Source organism: uncultured Rhodococcus sp. (assembly GCF_963525155.1).
Classification (GTDB): domain Bacteria; phylum Actinomycetota; class Actinomycetes; order Mycobacteriales; family Mycobacteriaceae; genus Rhodococcus_F; species Rhodococcus_F qingshengii.
Window position 1 is genome coordinate 1 of sequence record NZ_CAURKP010000043.1, and the last position, 20,299, is coordinate 20,299.

At 62.5% G+C, this 20,299-nt stretch carries 20 protein-coding genes; 9 read left to right on the forward strand and 11 right to left on the reverse strand.

The genetic code is table 11. The annotated features are described in order from the left end of the window. The 3 genes from RWT78_RS11715 to RWT78_RS11725 all read right to left on the reverse strand — a co-directional run. A partial coding sequence (locus tag RWT78_RS11715) for an ABC transporter permease (RefSeq protein WP_399551773.1) occupies positions 1 to 539 on the reverse strand: 539 nt, incomplete at its 3' end. Continuing rightward, positions 532 to 1,353, reverse strand: a complete 822-nt coding sequence (locus tag RWT78_RS11720) for an ABC transporter ATP-binding protein (RefSeq protein ID WP_003940477.1) — start codon at positions 1,351 to 1,353, stop codon at positions 532 to 534. The genes RWT78_RS11715 and RWT78_RS11720, both read right to left, overlap by 8 nt. Next, on the reverse strand, positions 1,350 to 2,429 hold the full coding sequence (locus RWT78_RS11725; RefSeq protein WP_003940132.1) for an ABC transporter substrate-binding protein: 1,080 nt from the start codon (positions 2,427 to 2,429) through the stop codon (positions 1,350 to 1,352). Before RWT78_RS11725 ends, RWT78_RS11720 begins: the two co-directional genes overlap by 4 nt. A gap of 277 nt (positions 2,430 to 2,706) precedes the next feature. Between RWT78_RS11725 and RWT78_RS11730 the strand changes: the two genes are divergently transcribed. Beyond that, positions 2,707 to 3,669: a sigma-70 family RNA polymerase sigma factor gene (locus RWT78_RS11730; RefSeq protein WP_256082624.1), complete on the forward strand. Its 963-nt coding sequence runs from the start codon at positions 2,707 to 2,709 to the stop codon at positions 3,667 to 3,669. Here RWT78_RS11730 and RWT78_RS11735 read toward each other — a convergent pair. Beyond that, a complete protein-coding gene (locus RWT78_RS11735) occupies positions 3,645 to 5,366 on the reverse strand; it encodes an FUSC family protein (protein WP_256082625.1) in 1,722 nt (573 codons plus the stop codon). The genes RWT78_RS11730 and RWT78_RS11735 overlap by 25 nt on opposite strands. Positions 5,367 to 5,553: 187 nt before the next feature. Here RWT78_RS11735 and RWT78_RS11740 point away from each other — a divergent pair, with 187 nt between their 5' ends. After that, complete coding sequence (locus RWT78_RS11740; RefSeq protein ID WP_003940501.1) at positions 5,554 to 6,732, forward strand: acyl-CoA dehydrogenase family protein; 1,179 nt, start codon at positions 5,554 to 5,556, stop codon at positions 6,730 to 6,732. Between the two features lie 4 nt (positions 6,733 to 6,736). Here RWT78_RS11740 and RWT78_RS11745 read toward each other — a convergent pair whose 3' ends face one another. Beyond that, positions 6,737 to 7,363 (reverse strand): TetR/AcrR family transcriptional regulator, encoded by a 627-nt coding sequence (locus RWT78_RS11745; RefSeq protein WP_030535343.1) that lies wholly within the window; start codon positions 7,361 to 7,363, stop codon positions 6,737 to 6,739. Continuing rightward, complete coding sequence (locus tag RWT78_RS11750) at positions 7,360 to 8,016, reverse strand: TetR/AcrR family transcriptional regulator (protein ID WP_007733534.1); 657 nt, start codon at positions 8,014 to 8,016, stop codon at positions 7,360 to 7,362. Before RWT78_RS11750 ends, RWT78_RS11745 begins: the two co-directional genes overlap by 4 nt. 183 nt (positions 8,017 to 8,199) lie before the next feature. Here RWT78_RS11750 and RWT78_RS11755 point away from each other — a divergent pair, with 183 nt between their 5' ends. From RWT78_RS11755 to fadD11, 7 genes are read left to right on the forward strand one after another with little or no spacing between them, the layout of a single operon-like run. Further along, entirely contained in the window at positions 8,200 to 9,756 is a 1,557-nt protein-coding gene (locus RWT78_RS11755) for an NAD(P)/FAD-dependent oxidoreductase (RefSeq protein WP_314675771.1), read from the forward strand. Next, positions 9,756 to 10,688 carry a metal-dependent hydrolase gene (locus tag RWT78_RS11760; protein WP_003940129.1) on the forward strand — a complete coding sequence of 311 codons (933 nt, stop codon included), beginning with the start codon at positions 9,756 to 9,758 and terminating at the stop codon, positions 10,686 to 10,688. Before RWT78_RS11755 ends, RWT78_RS11760 begins: the two co-directional genes overlap by 1 nt. Continuing rightward, positions 10,685 to 11,776: a PDR/VanB family oxidoreductase gene (locus RWT78_RS11765; RefSeq protein WP_314675773.1), complete on the forward strand. Its 1,092-nt coding sequence runs from the start codon at positions 10,685 to 10,687 to the stop codon at positions 11,774 to 11,776. Before RWT78_RS11760 ends, RWT78_RS11765 begins: the two co-directional genes overlap by 4 nt. Continuing rightward, a complete protein-coding gene (locus RWT78_RS11770; RefSeq protein ID WP_314675775.1) occupies positions 11,773 to 12,273 on the forward strand; it encodes an SRPBCC family protein in 501 nt (166 codons plus the stop codon). The genes RWT78_RS11765 and RWT78_RS11770 overlap by 4 nt, the downstream gene beginning before the upstream one ends. Beyond that, positions 12,270 to 13,703 carry an aldehyde dehydrogenase family protein gene (locus tag RWT78_RS11775; protein ID WP_047270965.1) on the forward strand — a complete coding sequence of 478 codons (1,434 nt, stop codon included), beginning with the start codon at positions 12,270 to 12,272 and terminating at the stop codon, positions 13,701 to 13,703. The genes RWT78_RS11770 and RWT78_RS11775 overlap by 4 nt, the downstream gene beginning before the upstream one ends. Positions 13,704 to 13,707: 4 nt before the next feature. Further along, positions 13,708 to 14,670: an SDR family oxidoreductase gene (locus RWT78_RS11780; RefSeq protein WP_003939733.1), complete on the forward strand. Its 963-nt coding sequence runs from the start codon at positions 13,708 to 13,710 to the stop codon at positions 14,668 to 14,670. Beyond that, positions 14,667 to 16,469: a fatty acid--CoA ligase FadD11 gene (gene fadD11, locus RWT78_RS11785; RefSeq protein WP_314675779.1), complete on the forward strand. Its 1,803-nt coding sequence runs from the start codon at positions 14,667 to 14,669 to the stop codon at positions 16,467 to 16,469. Before RWT78_RS11780 ends, fadD11 begins: the two co-directional genes overlap by 4 nt. Here fadD11 and RWT78_RS11790 read toward each other — a convergent pair. The 5 genes from RWT78_RS11790 to RWT78_RS11810 all read right to left on the reverse strand — a co-directional run bounded on the left by RWT78_RS11790 (position 16,445) and on the right by RWT78_RS11810 (position 20,257). Beyond that, a complete protein-coding gene (locus RWT78_RS11790; RefSeq protein ID WP_314675781.1) occupies positions 16,445 to 17,530 on the reverse strand; it encodes an ATP-binding cassette domain-containing protein in 1,086 nt (361 codons plus the stop codon). The two genes, fadD11 and RWT78_RS11790, sit on opposite strands and share 25 nt — an antisense overlap. Beyond that, a complete protein-coding gene (locus tag RWT78_RS11795; RefSeq protein WP_007733547.1) occupies positions 17,527 to 18,336 on the reverse strand; it encodes an ABC transporter permease in 810 nt (269 codons plus the stop codon). The genes RWT78_RS11790 and RWT78_RS11795 overlap by 4 nt, the downstream gene beginning before the upstream one ends. Then, entirely contained in the window at positions 18,333 to 19,133 is an 801-nt protein-coding gene (gene modA / locus RWT78_RS11800; protein ID WP_314675785.1) for a molybdate ABC transporter substrate-binding protein, read from the reverse strand. The genes RWT78_RS11795 and modA overlap by 4 nt, the downstream gene beginning before the upstream one ends. 24 nt (positions 19,134 to 19,157) lie before the next feature. After that, entirely contained in the window at positions 19,158 to 19,553 is a 396-nt protein-coding gene (locus RWT78_RS11805) for a molybdopterin-binding protein (protein ID WP_003940157.1), read from the reverse strand. A gap of 125 nt (positions 19,554 to 19,678) precedes the next feature. After that, positions 19,679 to 20,257 (reverse strand): carboxymuconolactone decarboxylase family protein, encoded by a 579-nt coding sequence (locus tag RWT78_RS11810; protein ID WP_151098131.1) that lies wholly within the window; start codon positions 20,255 to 20,257, stop codon positions 19,679 to 19,681. Positions 20,258 to 20,299 lie beyond the last annotated feature (42 nt).

Below are 20,299 nucleotides of genomic sequence, written 5' to 3' on the forward strand. Positions count from 1 at the left end.
CCCGAAATGGTGTTGAGCAGGATCGGGAAGGTGCAGGCGTAGATCACAAGGGCGATCTTCGATTCCTCACCGATTCCGAGAATCAGCACGAAGACGGGAAGCAGCGCCAAGGCTGCTGTGTTGCGGAACAATTCGAGAATCGGGTTGAGGAAGTCGGAGACCGGGCGGTACCAGGCGATCGCAATTCCCAACGGAATCGCGATCGCGATGGCCACGAAGAAGCCGGTCAGCGCACGCGTCAGACTGGCCGAAACATGCTCTTGCAATTGTCCGTTCTCGGCGAGAGTGAAGAATGCGGACACAACTTCGGTGAAGGGCGGGAGGAAGACCTTGTCCACCAGCCCGAGCCGAGGTGCCGCTTCCCAGATCCCGAGGAAGATCGCGATCGCAATCGACGGCTTGGCAATCCGCCAGGCGGTGGAACGAATGTAGCGCGCCGCCTTGCCGCCGGCCTGGCTCCGCTGCGCAATGTCAGGTGTTTTGTCGGCCAACGGTTTCGGGGTGGCGACCACCTCCGGCGTCGCCAATGCGCTAGACATGTGCAACCTCCTTGGCAGGATCGAGTTCGCCGGCCCGAGCGCGCTCGACTTCACCGTGCAGCAGCGTCCAGATCCGGTGCCGGAACACTCGGAACTCCTCACCTGATCGCACGTCGTCGCCGGACCGGTCGATGTCGATGTCGACGATTGTCTTGACGCGCCCCGGCCGCGAAGTCAGTACTGCAACACGTTGCCCGAGGTAGATGGCCTCGTCGATTCCGTGGGTGATGAACAGGATGGTCTTGCCGGTGGCCTTCCAGATGCGCAGAAGCTCGTCCTGCAGCGACTCTCGCGTCTGTGCGTCCAGCGCAGCAAATGGTTCGTCCATCAGCAACACTTCGGGGTCGAATGCCAGGCTGCGGGCGATCGCGACTCGCTGCTTCATTCCACCGGACAACTCGTGCGGATAGCGATCCGCGAAACCTTGCAGACCGACCAGTTCGAGGTAATGCTCGGCGAGCTCGCGTCGCTCGCTCTTCTTCACGCCCTTCGCTTCGAGTCCGAACTCGATGTTGTGACGTGCAGTTCGCCATGGAAGTAGCGCGTATTGCTGGAAGACGATTCCCCGATCCAAGCCTGGGCCCGTGATCTGCTTGCCGTCCAGAAGGATTCGACCGGAAGTGGGCGAACTGAGTCCTCCGAGGAGGTCCAGCAGAGTCGACTTGCCGCAACCACTCGGCCCGACGAGGACCAGGAACTCCCCCGGCGCCACGTCGATGTTGATGTCCTCGACCGCGGTGAAAACTTCGTCGGTCCCACGAATGTCGAACTGTTTGGTGACGTGCTCGAGCCGTAGTTTCGGTTCTGTGCTCATTTTGCTGCCTCCAGTGCCTGTCCGTCAGCGCCGCTGTCGGGTGAATACGTTCCGTTGGCGTATGGGTTGAATTCGTTGGTGTAGATGTCCGACGGCTTCAACTTTCCTTCTTCGAGTTCGCCGTTACGGGTGAGCCAGTCGATCCACGTGCTGATCTCGGTATCGGTGATCGTTCCGCCGGGGCCGGCGACTCCTGGGCTCTTCCAGTAGCTGATGAGCTTGGTGTCCTCGTTGCGTCCGCGGCTGTTGATGATCGACGTCAGCTTCGCGATCACTTCTTCTCGTGGGTGTGTCTGCGTCCAGCGGATGGCCCTCGCTGTTCCCTGCACGAAATCGGCGACCGCCTCCTTGTTCTGCGCGATGTAGTCGTCACGGAACACCAACGTGCCGTAGGTGAACGAGCCGAACAGCGATTCGTCGGTGAACAGCTCGCGAAGACCACCGCGTTCGAGCGCTGAGTCACGGAAGACCGAGCCGAGGGTGGCGACGTCGATCTGTCCCTGCCGCAACGCTTGTTCCGTGTTGACCGGCGGAACCACGATCAGTTCCACCTGCTTGATCTCGTCCGGTGTAAGCCCCTCCCGCGCAAGCCATTCACGCACGACGAACTCGTGGTGCGCACCGAGGGTGTTCATCCCGACCTTCTTGCCGATCAGGTCCTTCGCCGATTTGATCGGACTGTCGTCGAGAACGTAGTAACCGTTGAAGCTCTCCTTGTCCGAGCCGTAGTACCCGATGACCGAGGTGATCGGTGAACCCGCGGAAGCCAACTTCACCACCGCACCGTTGAACGCTCCCCCGAACTCGGTTTGACCGGTCGCTGCGTTCTGAATGCTCTGAGGGCCGCTGGTCGTATCGCCGATCCAGTTGAGCTCCACGTCGTTGAAGTAGCCGAGGTCAGCGGCCAGTTCGGGGTAGATGACCTGTCCGGTGCTGCCCTCGTACCGCAGGACGGTCTTGCCGTCGGCGGTCTTGACCACTTCGTCGGAGGAGCCCGAGCAGGCAACGGCAAAACTGGACAGAGTGACAAGAGCGACGACCGCGGCTACCGAGCGCGCGAAACGAGGGCGAATCATGAAGTTGCTTCCTGTAGAAGATGATTGGTTCAGTTCTCGGCTACACCTGTCCGGAGCGCCGTGTGCGGCGCTCGGCACAGGCAGGTGTGGGGAATGTCAGTTCAACGACAACAGTTGAGCGACATGAGCGGGAAAGACCGAAACACGTGAGACTCCAATGAATGTGCAGACAGGATCGAGCCGTGAGCAGTGCCGAAACCATACGTCGGCACCCACTACCTGGGTCAACGGTTACATTCATGCCGGATTTAATGTGTGAGGTCCGTATCATGAGGGCATGCTTTCGCCGACGACTGCGCAGGACTTCGAGCAACACCGTGGCCACCTGACGTCGGTGGCCTACCGTCTCACCGGAAGTTTCAGCGACGCTCAGGATGCGGTGCAGGAAGCGTGGATACGGCTTCAAGTTGCCGAAAACACGCGAGGCGACGAATTGCAGATCCGCGAACTGCGCGGATGGCTCACCACAGTTGTCGGCCGAATCTGCCTCGATCATCTCAAATCGGCCGCGGTCAGACGAGAAAGCTATGTCGGACAGTGGCTTCCGGAGCCGATCGTCACGCCCGTCGACGCCACCGCGGGCACACCCTCAGCGACACCCGATCCGCTGGAGTACGTCGTGAGGCAGGAACAGAATCGTTTTGCGGCCCTCGTCGTCCTGGACACCCTTACTCCCGCTCAACGCGTTGCCTTCGTCCTGCATGATGGCTTCGACGTGCCCTTCGCCGAGGTTGCGCGCATCCTCGACATCGAAGTAGCCACTGCCCGTCAGTTGGCCTCGCGGGCCCGTAAAGCCGCAGCGTCGGCGCCGGTCCCGGTCAGTAGCGAGGAGCATGCTGCTGCCGTCGAGCGATTGGTGACGGCTATCGCGAGTGGAGATCTGAACGCCGTGATCGATGCACTCGATCCCGATGCCGTCCTGATCGGTGACGCAGGCGGAACTACCCGCACGGCCGTCAACGTCGTTCGCGGCAGTGATCGTGTGGCGCGGTTCTACCTGGGATTGGCCCGCAAGTACGGACCGGCAGCGGTGTTCTCGATGTCACCGGTTCTCGTCAACGGACAGCTCGGCGGTGTATTCGCCGGCTCACCGGGGGACGACCAGTACCCGCAGTTCGCCGCTCGCGTTGCCGGCTTCACTGTCCGCGACGGAGTTGTGTGCGCAGCCTACGACATTGCGAATCCAGCCAAGTTCAGCGCTGTGCCGATGCTCGATCACACCGAACCCGAACGCAAGTAGCGAGACTCCCATTCCTCGAGGTGTGATCTGGACACCTGCGTGCCGAACCACAGTCGGTGCAGTACATCCGATCCCAGATGATGCAATTCGGTGTGCGTCCTCCACTGCTGCGACGCCCACTCGGGTTCGTTGTGGGCGGCGTCGATCCCGGCCATCGCGCTACCTCGCAGTTCGAAGTCCAGGTCCCGACGAAGCTCCGAAAGCTCCGACCAATTCGCCTGTGGTGCATAGTGCCTCGCGCGAATTTCGGTCAGCAGCTTGAACAGGACGCTACCCGCCCGTTCGTCGACCCAGATCAGAGTGCGTCGATGCGCACCGCGCCCCACCGTCCACAGGACCACCAACGCCACGACGACGCCGATTGCCGTCTCGAGCATGCGGCTGAGGATCAGATGTCGGACGGTCCCGTGCGCACCACCGGCCGCGCCGAGGAGAATCGCGAGGGCGGTGATGAAGATGACGGCTATCCCGTAATTCCGCACCAGGAACAGCTCGATCCCCGCCATCAGGACTGCAAGTACCGCCACCAACCACAGACCGGTCGGACTCCAGGAGTAGATGGCACCCAACAGAATCAACCCGAGGACGGTCCCACCGATGCGGTGGATTCCGCGATAGGTGCCCAGTATTCGGTCCGGTCCTTGATGAAGGACCATCGCCGCGGCGATCACCGCCCAGTCCGGGCGATCGATGCCGAGCAGGACGGTGAGGGTTCCCGCCGCCATACAGGCAATGGACAGCCGAAGTGCCGTCACCGACGCTCGGCTGGACCGATTGCAGGCGCGGAGGAACCGATATCGGATCGTCGGGTCGGGCAGAGGCGGGTGAGCACCGACGTCGTCGACGTCGAACGCGGGGTCGGCCATGAGTTCCGGATCGTGGTCGTCGGAGATCGCCCTGGCCATCGAGATCTGCGCTCGTTCGAGTTCACGGGTCAACGGGTGGTCTTTCCCGACGATTGCGCCGCGGTAGAGGCACTGCCACGCGTCGTGCAGCCGAAGTGCTGCAGCGTGGCGTTTGTCTCGCGTGAGTTCGGGTGGGGCGTACCTCGCCTGAGCGTCCGTGTACTCCGCAACGGCCGAGACGGCTGCCTGTACAGCGCTGCGTTCGACAGCTCTCGGTGCCCACAGGATTCCCGTCATCGAGACGACCACCGCGCTGATCCCACCGATTGCCGTCCACATCGCGACCTCGACAGGCGGCTGACCGGGAGTGGCGATCACGGAACTGATCTCGGTGGTGAGCAACAGAAAGAACGCGCCCGGTGGACCCAATCGAAGCGCGTCGACGGTGAAGGCGCAGGTCGACACCACGACGGCCATGATCAGCACGACAAAGACCAGCAGCACCGTCGGCGCTCCCTCAGCGATGGCTCGGTGGACGGGCTCACCCACCGATGCCCCGACGAAGGACAGGATCGTCAGCGCCGTCGCAGCGATACCGACTGCCTTCCACCTGCTCCGGTACGGACGACCCTCACCGTAGATCGATGCAAATGCACCGAGGCCGACCAGGAGCGAAGCAGACCCGAATCCGAGCAGTGTGGCGATGGCCGCCGGAATCGCCAGGGCGAGGGCGACGCGCACCGCTCCGGGGTACCGGTTTCCCACCGGCGGCAATCCGAACAGGACGCTGCGCGCCGGCCGCGGAGCCGGGAGGTCGGACTCGCGACCCGCTGATGTTTCTTCGGGGTCCACTGCCCATCCTTCGCGCCGGCCTGTTCGTGTCTGTGTCGTCCCATTCTTGCGGGCGGCCGACGTGGAATTCGAGGCGGGTCCGGAGGTCGATTCGACCACCCCTTTATTGACACTATGTCAACAGTGTGGATGATAGGTGGAGTCGGATCCGCTCGCGGGTCGCACTTCATCGATCGGGAGAATCACGATGACGCAAGGATCTACCGCAACCCGGACCGCAGAACGACGGTCCCCGTGGATGGACGACGAATTGGAGGCCGTGGCCGACCTGGCAAGGAACTTCTTCGCCAAACACGTCACACCACATCAGAAACGCTTCGCGTCCCAAGGTTTTCCCGACAAATCCGCATATCGAGAACTCGGGGCGCTCGGGCTCGCCGGCATGTCGATCCCCACCGAGTACGGCGGCGGAGGAGGAACTTTCGCGCACGACGCCGTGCTGTTCCACGAGCAGGTCATGGCGGGTGATCATTCACTCCAACTCGGCGTGCACTCGGGAATCGTGCCGCACTACCTCAATGCCTACGCCGATCACGAGCACAAACTGCGCTGGCTACCGAAGCTGGTGAGTGGCGAGTGGGTGGGCGCAATCGCCATGACCGAGCCCGGCACCGGATCCGACTTGCAGAACATCACCACCCGAGCCGTCCGCGACGGTGACGACTATCTGATCAGCGGCGCAAAGACCTTCATCTCCAACGGTCGCAATTGTGATCTGGTGATCATTGCCGCCAAGACCGATCCCAGCCTCGGAGCGCGTGGAGTGTCGCTCATCGTGGCCGAGGTCGATGACAACACACCGGGTTTCGAGCGCGGGCGAATACTCGAGAAGGTCGGACAGAAGGGCCAGGACACCACCGAGCTGTTCTTCGACCGCTTGCGGGTGCCTGCAACAAACCTGCTCGGGGACCGCGAAGGCACAGGGTTTGCCCAGCTGATGCAGCAGCTACTGCCTGAACGATTGATCTGCGGAGTTGCAGCCACTGCGGCAATGGATCGTGCAGTCGCCCTCACCGTCGAGTACACCAAATCCCGAAACATGTTCGGGCAAACGCTCTTCGATCTGCAGAACACGCGCTTCGAGCTTGCCGAGTGCGCGTCCATCGCTCGTATCTCACGAACGTTCATCGACGACTGCATCGTCAAATACCTTGCCGGGCAGCTCGATGCGACTACCGCCGCGATGGCCAAGTACTGGCTCACCGATCAGCAGTGCGCCGTGATCGACCGCTGCGTGCAACTACACGGCGGGTACGGCTACATACTCGAATATCCCATCGCTCAGATGTATGCCGACGCTCGTATTCAGCGAATCTACGCCGGATCGAACGAAGTCATGAAGGACCTCGTGGCGAGATCACTCTGAGCAATCAGGAATCCGCCTCGCACGCCGGCAGAACGTCACGCACGATGGCGAGCAAACTGCGTACCAGCAGAAGGTGCACCTGTTCGCGGTCGAGGGCTCCCGTCACCAACCACTGCTTACTGGCGGCCTTCGCCAAGCCTCCGTACGCCACGATCATCGAATGAACAGCAGCCTCGCTGCCTTCACTCGGTCGAATCTCGAGCGCATCCATCATGCGTCGCGCAGCAACGTCGTCAGCATCCTGGAGGATCCGATCCATCTCGGGATCACGGCGGAGGTCGTCGGACATGACTGTCGAGATCCACATGTCGCGATGACGCCAGGCGACGTCGAGCCACCGATCGATCACGGCGCCGATCCGCTTCTCCTGGCTCGCCGATCGCGGAATGCGGTCCACCGCCACTTCGGGAATGAAGACGAACCGCCGCACGACGTCGAGATACAACTCCCGCTTGGAGCCGAAGTAATGATTGAGCAGCGGACGTCCGACCCCAGCCGCCTTGGCCAACTCGGTCATCGAGACGTCGGCAAAAGACTTCTCCTCGAAAACCTTTGCCGCGCTGACAATGATCTGCTCACGCCGGTCTTCGGGACCGAGACGCCTTCCGCCTGTGGCCGACGCGGACGTCATTCTTTTCTCGCAGGCGTGCTGTTGACCGTCGCCTGCGCCTCGACCATGAGCGAAATGTGCTCCACCAAACGCTTTCGAGAGATCTTGGAGGACGGGGTGTGCGCCTGATAGATGAACGCGAGGGCACCGAACAGCCCCACCGAATTGAGTTCGGAGTTCGCGGAGTCGGTTGCCTCGCCGCCGTACATCAGCTCGAGCGACGCGGAAATCGGATTCGTGAACTCCGCCATCAATTCTCGCCCTCGATCCCACAGCGCAGGTTCCGCCTGGGATTCGACGAACATGATGCGTCCACGTCGAGGATCTTTGAATACGTAGTTGGTGAAGGCCTTCACCACGTGGCGGATCAGGGCCGACGGTTCGGAAGGCGCCGCCTCGAGAGCGTCCAGAATAGTGTCACGCGCACCGAGAACGACCTCGTCGAGCACGGCGACCAGCAGTTCGTCACGGTTGGCGAAGCTCTCGTAGAAGTACCGTTCGGTCAGCGCGGCCTCGCGGCAGGTCGCACGCATGGTCGCGGCGGCCGCTCCCTCGGTGCCCATGATCTGCAACCCGGCTTCGATCAGCTGTGTCCGGCGCGCGGCGCGGCGATCTTCCGGTTCCTGCCCACGCCACCTGCGCGGGCCGGTGCGCCGAGCCTCGGTATCCGTCATGTCCCCATGTTCTCACTGACCGGCAGCGCTCTCGACCTCAGGTTATCGCGGCGACCTCCGCAAGCGAACTGACATCGCCCGATGTCAATCAGTTGAATTCTGACATCAACCGCTGTTGACATCACTTGATGTCAGACTTACTCTTCGTTCAGTTGTTCACGCACCAATCAGGAGGCGTCACACATGGTCGACATCGACCCAACCTCGGGGCCATCGGCCGGTGACGAGGAAACTCGAACTCGCCGAACACGAGTCGTCGTCATCGGAGCCGGTTTCGGCGGCATCGGAACGGCTGTCCGCTTGAAGCAGTCCGGGATCGACGACTTCGTCGTTCTGGAACGTGCCGCGGAGCCCGGGGGGACCTGGCAGGTCAATACCTACCCCGGTGCACAGTGCGACATCCCGTCGATTCTGTACTCGTTCTCGTTTGCGCCAAATCCGAACTGGACGCGGCTGTATCCGCTACAGCCCGAGATCTACGACTATCTCCGGGATTGCGTCCATCGCTTCGGACTGGCCGGTCATTTCCACTGCAACCAGGACGTGACAGAAGCTTCGTGGGACGAGCAAGCCCAGATCTGGCGGGTACACACTGCGGAAACCGTGTGGGAGACACAGTTCCTGGTCGCGGCCACCGGCCCGTTCAGTGCCCCCGCCACACCCGACCTTCCCGGGCTCGAATCGTTTCGTGGTCAGATGTTCCACACCGCGGACTGGAACCACGACCACGACCTTCGCGGTGAGCGGATAGCCGTGGTCGGCACCGGTGCCTCTGCGGTGCAGATCATCCCCAGACTGCAACCGCTCGCGGACACGTTGACCGTGTTCCAGCGGACACCGACGTGGATCCTGCCGCACCCGGATCAGCCGATGACCGGCTGGCCGAGCGCTCTCTTCGAGCGGGTGCCGCTCACCCAACGACTGGCACGCAAGGGACTCGACCTGCTCCAAGAAGCCCTGGTACCCGGATTCGTGTACAAGCCGTCACTGCTCAAAGGGCTGGCCGCACTCGGCCGAGCACACCTTCGCCGGCAGGTGCGGGACCCGGAGCTTCGCGCAAAGCTGCTCCCCCACTACGTATTCGGATGCAAGCGTCCGACGTTCTCGAACACCTACTATCCCGCGCTGGCGTCACCCAATGTGGAGGTGGTGACGGACGGAATCGTCGAGGTGCAGGAGCGCGGAGTCCTCACCGCGGACGGCGCCTTCCGGGAAGTCGACACCATAGTCATGGGAACCGGCTTTCGTATGGGAGACAACCCGTCGTTCGACATCATCCGGGGCAAGGACGGCCGCAGCCTCGCGCAGACGTGGAACGGCAGTGCCGAGGCCTTCCTCGGCACCACCATCAGCGGGTTTCCGAACTTCTTCATGATCCTCGGCCCCAATTCCGTGGTCTACACCTCGCAGGTCGTCACGATCGAAGCGCAGGTCGAGTACATCGTGAGCTGCATTCTTCAAATGGACGAGCGCGGCATCGGCAGTATCGACGTCCGGGCAGACGTGCAGAGAGAGTTCGTGCGCGCGACCGACCGCCGACTCGCCACCAGCGTATGGAACGCCGGCGGGTGCAGTAGTTACTACCTCGTCGACGGCGGCCGCAATTACACCTTCTATCCCGGATTCAACCGATCCTTCCGCACCAGGACCAAACGAGCCGACCTCGCTCACTACGCGCAGGTACAACCCGTCTCGTCCGAATCACTCACCACTGCCCGAGAAACCGTGAGGAGCCGATAATGCTCGGCATCAACGCCTTCCGAGGCACACCCGTCGTCGCACCGTCCGGCGCGCGCCGATACACCGACGAAGCACATGCGATCGCCGCCCGTGACGTCGAATTCGACTGGGACGGCGTACCACTGCATTACGTGCCGAACGAACCGATGGTCACCCACGTCATCAACTTCATGCATCTCGTGTTGCCCGAGGGAGAGCGGGCCATGTCCGCAACGCTCGCCGAAGCACTCCCGCTCATCGAGGACCCCCGCCTGCACGAAGAGGTGGTGGGATTCGTCGGACAGGAAGCAACACACGCGTCGTCGCACAAAGGTGCACGCGAGCATCTTGCGGACCTCGGCATGGACATGAAACCGATGTCACGCCGGATGGACTGGCTCGTGGACAAGATATTGGGCGACAAAGGATTGACCGGAAAAGCCAAGCACGCCTGGCTCTGTGAACGTCTCGGCTTGTTTGCCGCGATGGAGCACTACACGGCGGTGGTCGGGGAATGGCTGCTCACCGATCCCGCCCTCGAAGATGCCGGCATGCACCCGACGATGCTCGACATGGTCAAGTGGCACGGCGCCGAGGAAGTCGAGCACCGCAACGTGGCCTTCGACGCCTACATGTACGTGGACGGTAGCTACGCCCGCCGCGTTCGCACGGCGCTACTCGCCAGCTTCACGTTGTTCGTGTTGTTCATCGCCTCGATGAACTACCTCTTCCGGCAGGACCCGTCGAAGGCGAAGGGCCGCCTGTGGCCTCTGCAACTGATCAGCGCCACTCGCCGCGGCCTGGTCCCGAACATGAAATTCCTGATCACCGAGATTCCTCCGTATCTGCGGCCGAGCTTCCATCCGTCCCAGATCGGGGACATGGACGTAGCCATGCGCTACCTCGCTCGCTCACCTGCCGCCAATCGTTCTTCCGAAAAGAGTGAAGGATGAACAAGACGACTGCCGACCGTCCTCACGACGCACAAGACTTCACACCGACCCGGTCGTTGAGGATTGCCGCACAGGCGACGAGCGCATACCGTCGAATCTTTGCGTCAAGTCCTGCAGCGCAGATACTTTCGCGTCCCAACCCGGTCCGCTACAGCGGATTCGACATGACGCTGGACGTGAAGTCCGTCCGGTTCGAGTGCGCAGACGTCCTGAGTGTCACCTTGACCCCGAGGGAAGGAATCACCCTGCCGTCGTGGATTCCCGGCGCTCACCTAGACGTCATTCTCCCCTCGGGAAGGCAACGACAGTATTCGTTGTGCGGAGACCCAGACGACTTGACCTCGTATCGGATCGCCGTCCGGCGGATCGACGAAGGCGGGGGCGGCTCCCGCGAGATACACGAGTCGCTGAAACCCGGAATGGTTGTCGACGTACGAGGGCCGCGGAATGCATTTCCTTTTGTCACTGCTCCGTCGTACCTCTTTGTTGCGGGCGGAATCGGGATCACTCCGATACTTCCCATGGTGCAACGCTGTCACCGCCGCGGAGTCCCGTGGCGATTGGACTATCTCGGACGAACTCGGGCAGCTATGCCATTCCTGAACGAGATCGAGGAGTATTCCAGCGGCCGGGTAACCATCCGACCCGACGACGAGCTGGGTCCGACGGATATCGGAACACTCGTCGCTGCTGCGGATCCAGGTGCCGCGGTGTACACGTGCGGACCGGTTCCGCTGATGAACACGGTGCGTGCGGCAACTTTCGCCGCCAACCCGACCGGATCGGTGCACAGCGAGAGGTTCTCCCCACTCCCGGTAGTCGACGGCAAGGAGTTCACGGTGCATCTGGCGCGCACCGGACTCACCGTCGATGTGGGCGAGTCCGAAAGTGCATTGGCTGCAATACGACGCGTACTTCCCGGAGTAGCGTATTCATGCCAACAGGGCTTCTGCGGTACATGCAAGGTCCGGGTGCTCTCCGGGACCGTCGAGCATCGAGACACCCTCCTCACCGAATCCGAACGTATTGGTTCGATGTTGACCTGTCGATCACGCTCCACCGGTGGGTCTTTGGTGGTGGACCTGTGAAGGGAAAATTCTCTCTTTCTGCGGCCGACGCAGCCTTCATCCGCTCCGCTCCGCTGGTGATCACTCACCGGATCGAATCCGAAGCGACATGTGAAAGCTTGTGGCAGACGTTGACCTCGGACGGAGCGCTCACGTCGTGGGCGCACGGGATCACCGGAGCCGACTGGACCTCGGACAGACCATTCGGCGTCGGGACTACGCGAACCGTGCGAGCCGGCGCTTTTGCTGCACTGAACGAGCGATTCTTCCGCTGGGACGAGGGGCGCCGGATGTCGTTCTACGTGGAGTCGGCGTCACTTCCGGGGTTCAAACGCTTCGCTGAAGATCTGGTGTTGGAACCGACTTCGACTGGCAGCCGCCTCACCTGGACGTTCGCTGTGCAAGCGCAGCCGTGGTTCGCCCCCATTCTGACTCTGTCCCAACCGATCCTCCAACGCGTCACCCGCGGCTGGGCCGACGGCGCCGTCCACCACACACTTCAAGGAACTCCACGATGACGGCGACCGAGATCGACACGACCACACAGGCGTCCGACGACACAGTGACACAGGCAGTGCGCGACGCCCGTACTGCTTCCGAATGGTGGGCAGAACTGACATTCGAGCAACGCGCTCGTCGACTGGATCGGTGGCGAGGAATCATCGCTCGTCGCGCATCCGAACTCGCCGACGTCGTGCACCGGGACATGGGCAAGCCGCACCCTGACGCGATGCTCGAAATCGCCATGGCACTAGAACATCTCGCGTGGGCGTCGAAGAATGCCCGAAAGGTATTGGGCAGGCGCAGCGTCCGCTCCAGTTTGTTGACGGTCAATCAGGCCGCCTCGGTGGAGTATCGACCTCTCGGGGTGATCGGTGTGATCGGTCCGTGGAACTATCCGGTCTTCACCCCACTCGGTTCGCTCTCGTTCTCGCTGGCTGCAGGCAACGCCGTGGTCTACAAGCCGAGTGAGTTCGCACCGGCAGTCGGGCAATGGTTGGGCCGCGCCTTCGCCGAGGTCGTCCCTGAACATCCTGTGCTGCAGGTCGTCACGGGCGATGGTTCGGTCGGCGCGGCACTGTGCCTGGCCGGTGTCGACAAGATCGGGTTCACCGGATCGACCGCGACGGGCAAGAAAGTCATGGCAGCGTGCGCCGAGACCCTCACACCGGTGTTGATGGAATGTGGTGGTAAGGACGCGCTCATCCTTGATGCCGACGGAAATGTCGGTGCCGCCGCGGATGCTGCGGTGTGGGGAGCATTGTCCAACTCCGGTCAAACCTGTCTGGGCGTCGAGCGTGTATACGTGCACGAACATGTCTACGGCGAGTTTATCGACAAGACAATCACTTTGGCTGCCCGAGTTCATGCGGGTCCGGGTGCCGAAGACAAGATCGGTCCGATCACCATGCCCTCGCAAGTGGCTGTAATCCGGCGCCACATCGACGACGCGATGTCGCGGGGTGGACGTGTCGTTCTCGGAGGGCTCGGCTCGATCTCCGGCCAGTACGTGCAACCGACCATCATGGTCGACGTCCCCGAAGACAGCCTCGCCGTCACGGAGGAAACTTTCGGCCCGACGATGACGATCACCAAGGTCGCCTCGATGGACGAGGCGGTGGAGTTGGTCAATGCGTCGCCATACGCATTGGGAGCAAGCGTGTTCGGCAAGGACGGAGCGGCTGTTGCCGATCGGCTCCGATCCGGAGGAGCGTCGGTGAACTCTTACGTGATGTATGCCGCGGTTCCCAACCTGCCACTGGGTGGGGTCGGAGCATCTGGTTTCGGACGCGTTCACGGCCCAGATGGTCTGAAGGAGTTCACCTACGCTCGTTCGACGACTCGGCAACGATTCCGTTCGCCCCTACCACTGACGACGTTTCGAAGGACCGCCCGAATCGACTGGCTGGTCAAGGTTCTCATCCGCGCGCTACACGGAAGGCACTGAAGCAATGACGGGACGCTTGTCCGCAATTGCGGGAACAGTCCGCGATCTGGGCATTCCACTGCCCGGACGCCGACTCGACTACGACGTCGCCGGGAAGGTCGTACTGATCACCGGTGGAGGCGACGGTATCGGTGCAGCGCTGGCGCGCACTCTCCACCGGCGTGGGGCCACCGTGGCACTGGTCGACGTCAACGAGAGTTCATTGGCAACGGCCGAGCGCTCATTCGAGTCACAGCGAGTCGTGACGGTGACGGCCGATGTCCGAGATCGGGACGGCATGACCGCAGCCGTGCAAACGATCATCGAGCAGCTGGGCAGAATCGACGTCGTAGTGGCCAACGCCGGAATCACCCCTCCCCCGGCAACATTGCGCCAGATCGATCCCGACGCCTTCGATCGTGTGCTCGACGTCAATCTCACCGGCGTCTTCAACACCGTGCATCCGACCATCGACGAGGTGATCCGCAACAGTGGGCACATCGTCGTCGTGTCATCGGCGGCGTCGTTCGCCCCCGGTTTGGGCGGCGCTTCGTACATGATCAGCAAGGCTGGGGTCGAAGCGCTCGGCCGGGCGCTGCGTCTCGAGGTTGCCGGCTACGGCGCTACTGCCGGCATCGCGTACTTCGGGATGGTGGATACACAACTTGCACGCGCCACACTCGACGACGACGAGATCGGGCGCAAACTCGACGCTCGACTACCTGGTCCCCTCCGTCATCGAATCTCCCCGGACCGTGCCGCCACGGTGATCGCCGACGCGATCGCGCGCCGCGCCGCCCGGACCCTTGCCCCCGCTGCCTGGGAACCCTGGGCGTGGGGACGCGGATTCATCAATGTCCTTGCCGACGGTTACCTGGCAAAAGACAAACAGGCACACGACCTGATCCGCGAACTCGAAGACAGAACCACCGCTGCGGCCCCGACGAATGCATCAGCCCTGACAAAGGCATCCAGGAGAACATCATGACTACGTTGTGTGCAGCCTTCCAGCGAGTGTCGGCGGTAGCGCCCGACGCGGTGGCTTTGCGAGACATCGGCGATGCGCGAACACTGACGTGGCGCGCGTACGGCGAACAGGTTCGCGATGTTGCCGCGGGATTGGCCGGAATCGGCGTGGGACATGGCGATACGGTTGCATTGATGATGAGTAACCGCATCGAGTTCTACCCGATCGACGTCGGCGCCCAACACCTCGGCGCGACATCCTTCTCCATCTACAACACGTCGGCACCCGAAGCCATCCACTACATCCTCGCCAATTCCGGTGCGCGAGTGCTCGTCTGCGAGGCCCAGTACGTGGATACCGTTCGCCGATCCGGTGCCACACTCGACACGATCGTGGTCGTCGACGCGCAACCGTCTGCCCAGCAGTCCGGCACCCTGACGCTGGAGCAGATGAAGTCCTCTGCTGCCGCCGATTTCGATTTCGAGAGCACCTGGCGTGCGGTGAAACCGAACGACGTCGCCACGTTGATCTACACCTCCGGCACGACCGGCAACGCCAAGGGCGTCGAGACGACTCATGCATGCCTGTTGTTCGAAACCAACGCAGTAAGCGCTGTACTCCCCGTCGAATTCGGTGACCGCATCACCTCGTACATGCCGTCGGCGCACATCGCCGATCGGCTCACCTGCCTGTACATGCAAATGGTGTTCGGTACCCAGATCACAGTCGTACCGGATCCGAGCCAGGTAGCGGCCGCGCTTCCGGACTGTCGCCCCACGATCTGGGGCAGCGTCCCCCGTGTGTGGGAAAAGCTGAAGGTTGCAGTCGAATCGGCCGTCGCCAACGAACCGGACGACGCGCGGCGAGCGGCATTGCAGTGGGCACTCGACGTCGGTCGCACTCGGCTCGCACACTTGCGAGCCGGTGAAACAGTCCCCGCCGAACTGGAAGCGGACTACGCCCGAGCCGATGCAATGGTCCTCTCCGCTCTGCGTGCGAAACTCGGTTTTGCCGAACTGAAGTGGGCCATCTCTGGCGCCGCACCGATTCCGCCGGACACCTTGGCATTCTTTGCAGCCCTGGGAGTTCCGATCTCGGAGATCTGGGGAATGTCCGAGCTGACATGCATTGCGAGCACCGCGCCGGCCGCGCCGACCAAGTTGGGAACGGTCGGAAAGTTGCTCCCCGGTATGGAAATGCGCATCGAGGCCGACGGCGAGCTACTGGTTCGAGGACCGTTGGTCATGAAGGGGTACCGCGGCGAACCGGCAAAAACGGCCGAAGCGATCAGTGCAGACGGTTGGCTTTCGACCGGAGATGTCGTCACGGCCGACGCAGACGAATACCTCACGGTGATCGATCGCAAGAAGGAGCTGATCATCAATGCGTCGGGAAAGAACATGTCCCCCGCTGCCATCGAGACCGCAGTGAAGACGTCGTCGTCGTTGATCGGTGAGGTCGTGGCGATCGGAGACGGCCGAAAGTTCAACACAGCGTTGATCACTCTCAGCGCCGACGCCGCGGTCGGAGCGGCACGCTCACTGGGACTTGCGGCCGAGGCCGCGGTACTCGCCAAGGACGCTCGGATCGTCGACATCGTTGCAACTGCTGTCGCCGAGGGAAACTCGCGTCTGTCGAGGGCCGAGCAGATCAAGCGGTTTCACGTACTCACCACGTTCTGGGAGCCAGGCGGCGACGAGCTGACACCGACGATGAAGCTCAGGCGCAAACCGATAGCCGAGAAGTACGCGTCCGAAATTGCAGCCCTCTATGCGGATTCGGTCGTAGAGGACGTCTACGAGCCTGCGCCCTGCGCATAGATCAGCGTCTCGGTGGCCTTGACCACAAACGTAGCGGTCGATCCCGGAACCAGATCGAGTTCGGCCGCTGCGCTCGTCGTGATGTCGGCAGACAAGCCCGGTTGGCCGGCTTCGTCCTCTGCTCGGACTCGGACGACATCGCCTCGATTTTCGATCTCCGCGATCGTGACCGCAAACGCGTTTCGTGGGCTCCCGTGAGGCGGATCCAGGTAGACCGACACTGCTCGCGGCTCGAAGACTGCCACGGCGGCACTGCCGGCCGGTAGGTCGGTCTCCGTCTGGCCCGCGATATCCACCCCGACCGGACTCCTGAGCATTCCGTCTCCGGCCATCGTGCCGCCGCGCAAGTTGATCCCTGCGATGCGTGCTGCAAATGCACTACGCGGGCGAGTCAGAACTGTTCGTACGTCACCACGTTCGACGACCCGGCCGCCGTCCAGCACGACAACGGTGTCGGCAAGGGCCAGCGCATCCAGAGCGTCGTGCGTGACAAGCACGGCCGTGCGATCTCCTGTTCGGAGCACTCTACGCAGCAACGACCGCAATGCCGGGGCGGAGGCGACGTCGAGCGCAGACATCGGTTCGTCGAGCAGGAGTAGTTCGGGTTCAGCAGCCAATGCCCTCGCCACTGCGACTCGTTGCGCTTGACCGCCGGAGAGCTGTGACGGCTTGCGGTCAGCCAATTCGGCGGCGTCGACTGCGTCGAGCCAGTGGCGCGCGGAATCGGCGGAATCGCGACGCGACCGCCCTGCACTGCGCGGCGCGAACGCCACGTTCGCGGCCGCACTGAGGTGGGGAAAGAGAAGTGCCTCTTGCGCGAGTAGAGCAGTGCCGCGCCGATGCGGCGCCAACGCGACTCCCCTACCGGTATCGGTGAGAACGCGAGAATTCAGTTCGATCAACCCACGCCGCGGGTGATGTAGTCCGGCAACCGCCGCCAGTACCGTCGACTTGCCTGCGCCGTTCGGTCCGAGGACAGCGGTCACCTCACCGGCCGCGACGTCGAACGTCGCAACGACGTCGCGCTCCGGAATCTCGATGTCGACGTGGAGGCCACTCACAACGAACCCGCCGATCCGCGTCCACGCACCGCAACCACGATGACCACCGCGACTACGACCAACACCAGCGAAAGCGCCACCGCTGCATCCGGATCGGTCTCACGCTGGAGATAGATTTCCAACGGCAGGGTACGCGTGACCCCTTGCAGACTTCCCGCGAACGTCAGCGTTGCACCGAACTCCCCCAGTGCGCGAGCGAAAGCCAGCACTGCCCCTGACACCAGACCGGGAAGCACCAGCGGCAAAGTCACCCGGCGAAGCACGGTGGTCGGGCGGGCTCCGAGCGTCGAGGCTACGGCCTCGTATCGTGTGCCCGCAGTGCGTAGCGCACCTTCGAGGCTGACGACGAGGAACGGTAGCGCGACAAACGTCTGCGCCAGGACCACCGCGGTTGTCGAGAATGCTATCTGGATGCCGAGCACTTCCAGCTGCTCACCGATCAACCCTTTGCGCCCGAACGTGTACAGCAACGCGATACCGCCCACCACGGGCGGCAGAACCAGCGGGAGCAGGATCAACGATCGAAGAACGGACAGTCCCCGAAAATGACTGCGCGCCAACACCGCGGCCATCGGTACCCCGAACAGGATGCACAGCAGCGTGCTCATCGCTGCTGTCTTCAAACTCAGTTTCAACGCGGCAACCGACGATTCGGAAGTCACGAGTTCCCAGAACTGCGACCACTGCACGGTGGCCAGCATCGCGGCCAAGGGAGCGATGACAAACGCCCCGCCGATCAGCGCGGGAAGGTAAATCCATACCGGCAACCCGAGCGGGGCTCGGGCTGACGGTCGTAGGCGTGTCACGGAGCAGCGAATCCCGCGTCACCCAGAACTGCCAAGCCCTTGGGGCCCTTCACGAGATCGACGAACTTGGTTGCCGTTTCCGAATTCTTCAGCACCGCAATCTGGTACAGGTTGACCACCGTGGTGGCTTCCGGGAACGCGACGGTCTGAACCTTGTCACCCGCGGACTTCGCGTCGGTGACGTAAACGATGCCGGCATCGGCCTGCCCGGACGTCACCTTGTTGAGAACGTCGGTCACCGACGATTCTTCGCTGACGGGCGAGAGGGTCTCGCCTGTGGCCGTCTCGACCTTCTTCGTAGCCGCGCCACAAGGGACCTGCGGAGCGCAGATCACCAGTTGCGTCCCCTCCTTTGCCAGATCGGCGAACGACGCGATGCCCTTCGGATTGCCCGGCGGCACAACAATCGTCAAGGTGTTGCTCGCGAAGTCCGAGGGCGACCCCGCGACGACGCCGGCGTCGGTGGCCTTGGTCATGTTGGCGGCGTCAGCCGAGGCGAACACGTCAGCCGGTGCGCCCTGAGTGATCTGAGCGACGAGGTCCGAGGACCCGGCAAAGCTGAAAGTGACCGATGAACCAGGGTTCTCGGACTCGAATTCCTTGCCGAGTTCGGTGAAGCTGTTCTTGAGTGACGCCGCCGCGAAGACGGTGATGCTTCCCGTGGCACTCTCACTGGAAGTGGTTGTGGTCGGAGCGGCCGACGACGTCTCCGACGAAGAATTGTCGGAGGAACTACAACCGGTCACCAGGGCAAGCGAAAAGGCACCTGCTGCAACAAGTCCGACTACACGCTTCACGAATTTCCTCCAGTATGTTCAAAACTACGGCGTTTCCACGATGACCGTGGTGGCCTTCACGATTGCGACTCCGATACTCCCGACCTCGAGTCCGAGCTCCCGAACCGCGTCGGTACTCATCAACGAGACGACAGTGAAGGGCCCACACTGCATTTCGACCTGAGCCATCACCTTGTCGGTGACGACCTTGGTGACGAGGCCGGCGAACCGGTTGCGGGCCGAACTCGCACCCGTGAGCGGATCGGCCGGTGCGGGTCCGGCGTTGGACCGGGCGAAGCCCGCCAACTCGGCACCGTCGATGACCTTGCGGCCGGAGTCGTCCGTCGTCGCGGTGAGAAGCCCACCGTCGACCCACCGCCGGACGGTGTCGTCACTGACACCGAGCAGGCCGGCAGCTTCGCGGATTCGAATGTTGGGCACCAGGTGATCGTAGGTCGCAAGTGCGGACCTAACAAGCCGAAATACTCCGCAGATGCGTGAACTAGTCAATCATGATCACGTATCTGCGGAGCATTGTCGATAGTTGCCGTAGACGAGTCAGCGCATCATTCTTCGGCCCAGGGCACGCGGCAGGAGTCGGTGCTGAACCCTTGCTCGGTGATCCCCAACGCCGAATACATCCGGGCGCGCATGTTTTCGAGCCCGATCTGATAGGTCAGTTCCACGACGCCCGCTCGCCCGAACCTGCGCTCGAGATCCGCGACCTGCTCGTCCGTCACCCCGTTCTCCCCGTGCGGGTCACCGGTCATGGCATCGGCGTACGCGATCGCGGCCCGCTCATCCTCGCTGTACTTCGGTGAATCCCGGTAATTCGCGATCCCTTTCAGCTTGTCGATGTCCAAACCGTCCAGGCGCGAGAGCATCGTCCCGAAGTCGACACACCACGAGCAGCCGACAGTCCAGGCGACGCGATAGACGGCCAGTTCACGAATGTTCGACGGCAGCACCTTCGACGCCTTCTGCACAGCCATTTCGTGGCGGGCAGCCGCTACGAACAATTTCCGATGGTTGGCCAGGACGGCAAAGGGCTCGGGGACTTCGTCGTACTGCCTGGCGGCGAATTTGTATGCCACTTTGATCAACGGACCGGCTTCTGACGGTGTCACTGCGGGAATGCGAGTCATGGCAAGCCTCCGTATGTTCTGGGGCACCGGATTCGATGCTCT

Bases quoted from the DNA above. Each gene is read 5' to 3' on its own strand.
- RWT78_RS11720 (WP_003940477.1), bottom strand. From the start codon at position 1,353: ATGAGCACAGAACCGAAACTACGGCTCGAGCACGTCACCAAACAGTTC.
- RWT78_RS11725 (WP_003940132.1), bottom strand. From the start codon at position 2,429: ATGATTCGCCCTCGTTTCGCGCGCTCGGTAGCCGCGGTCGTCGCTCTT.
- RWT78_RS11730 (WP_256082624.1), top strand. From the start codon at position 2,707: ATGCTTTCGCCGACGACTGCGCAGGACTTCGAGCAACACCGTGGCCAC.
- RWT78_RS11740 (WP_003940501.1), top strand. From the start codon at position 5,554: ATGACGCAAGGATCTACCGCAACCCGGACCGCAGAACGACGGTCCCCG.
- RWT78_RS11745 (WP_030535343.1), bottom strand. From the start codon at position 7,363: ATGACGTCCGCGTCGGCCACAGGCGGAAGGCGTCTCGGTCCCGAAGAC.
- RWT78_RS11750 (WP_007733534.1), bottom strand. From the start codon at position 8,016: ATGACGGATACCGAGGCTCGGCGCACCGGCCCGCGCAGGTGGCGTGGG.
- RWT78_RS11755 (WP_314675771.1), top strand. From the start codon at position 8,200: ATGGTCGACATCGACCCAACCTCGGGGCCATCGGCCGGTGACGAGGAA.
- RWT78_RS11760 (WP_003940129.1), top strand. From the start codon at position 9,756: ATGCTCGGCATCAACGCCTTCCGAGGCACACCCGTCGTCGCACCGTCC.
- RWT78_RS11765 (WP_314675773.1), top strand. From the start codon at position 10,685: ATGAACAAGACGACTGCCGACCGTCCTCACGACGCACAAGACTTCACA.
- RWT78_RS11775 (WP_047270965.1), top strand. From the start codon at position 12,270: ATGACGGCGACCGAGATCGACACGACCACACAGGCGTCCGACGACACA.
- RWT78_RS11780 (WP_003939733.1), top strand. From the start codon at position 13,708: ATGACGGGACGCTTGTCCGCAATTGCGGGAACAGTCCGCGATCTGGGC.
- fadD11 (WP_314675779.1), top strand. From the start codon at position 14,667: ATGACTACGTTGTGTGCAGCCTTCCAGCGAGTGTCGGCGGTAGCGCCC.
- RWT78_RS11810 (WP_151098131.1), bottom strand. From the start codon at position 20,257: ATGACTCGCATTCCCGCAGTGACACCGTCAGAAGCCGGTCCGTTGATC.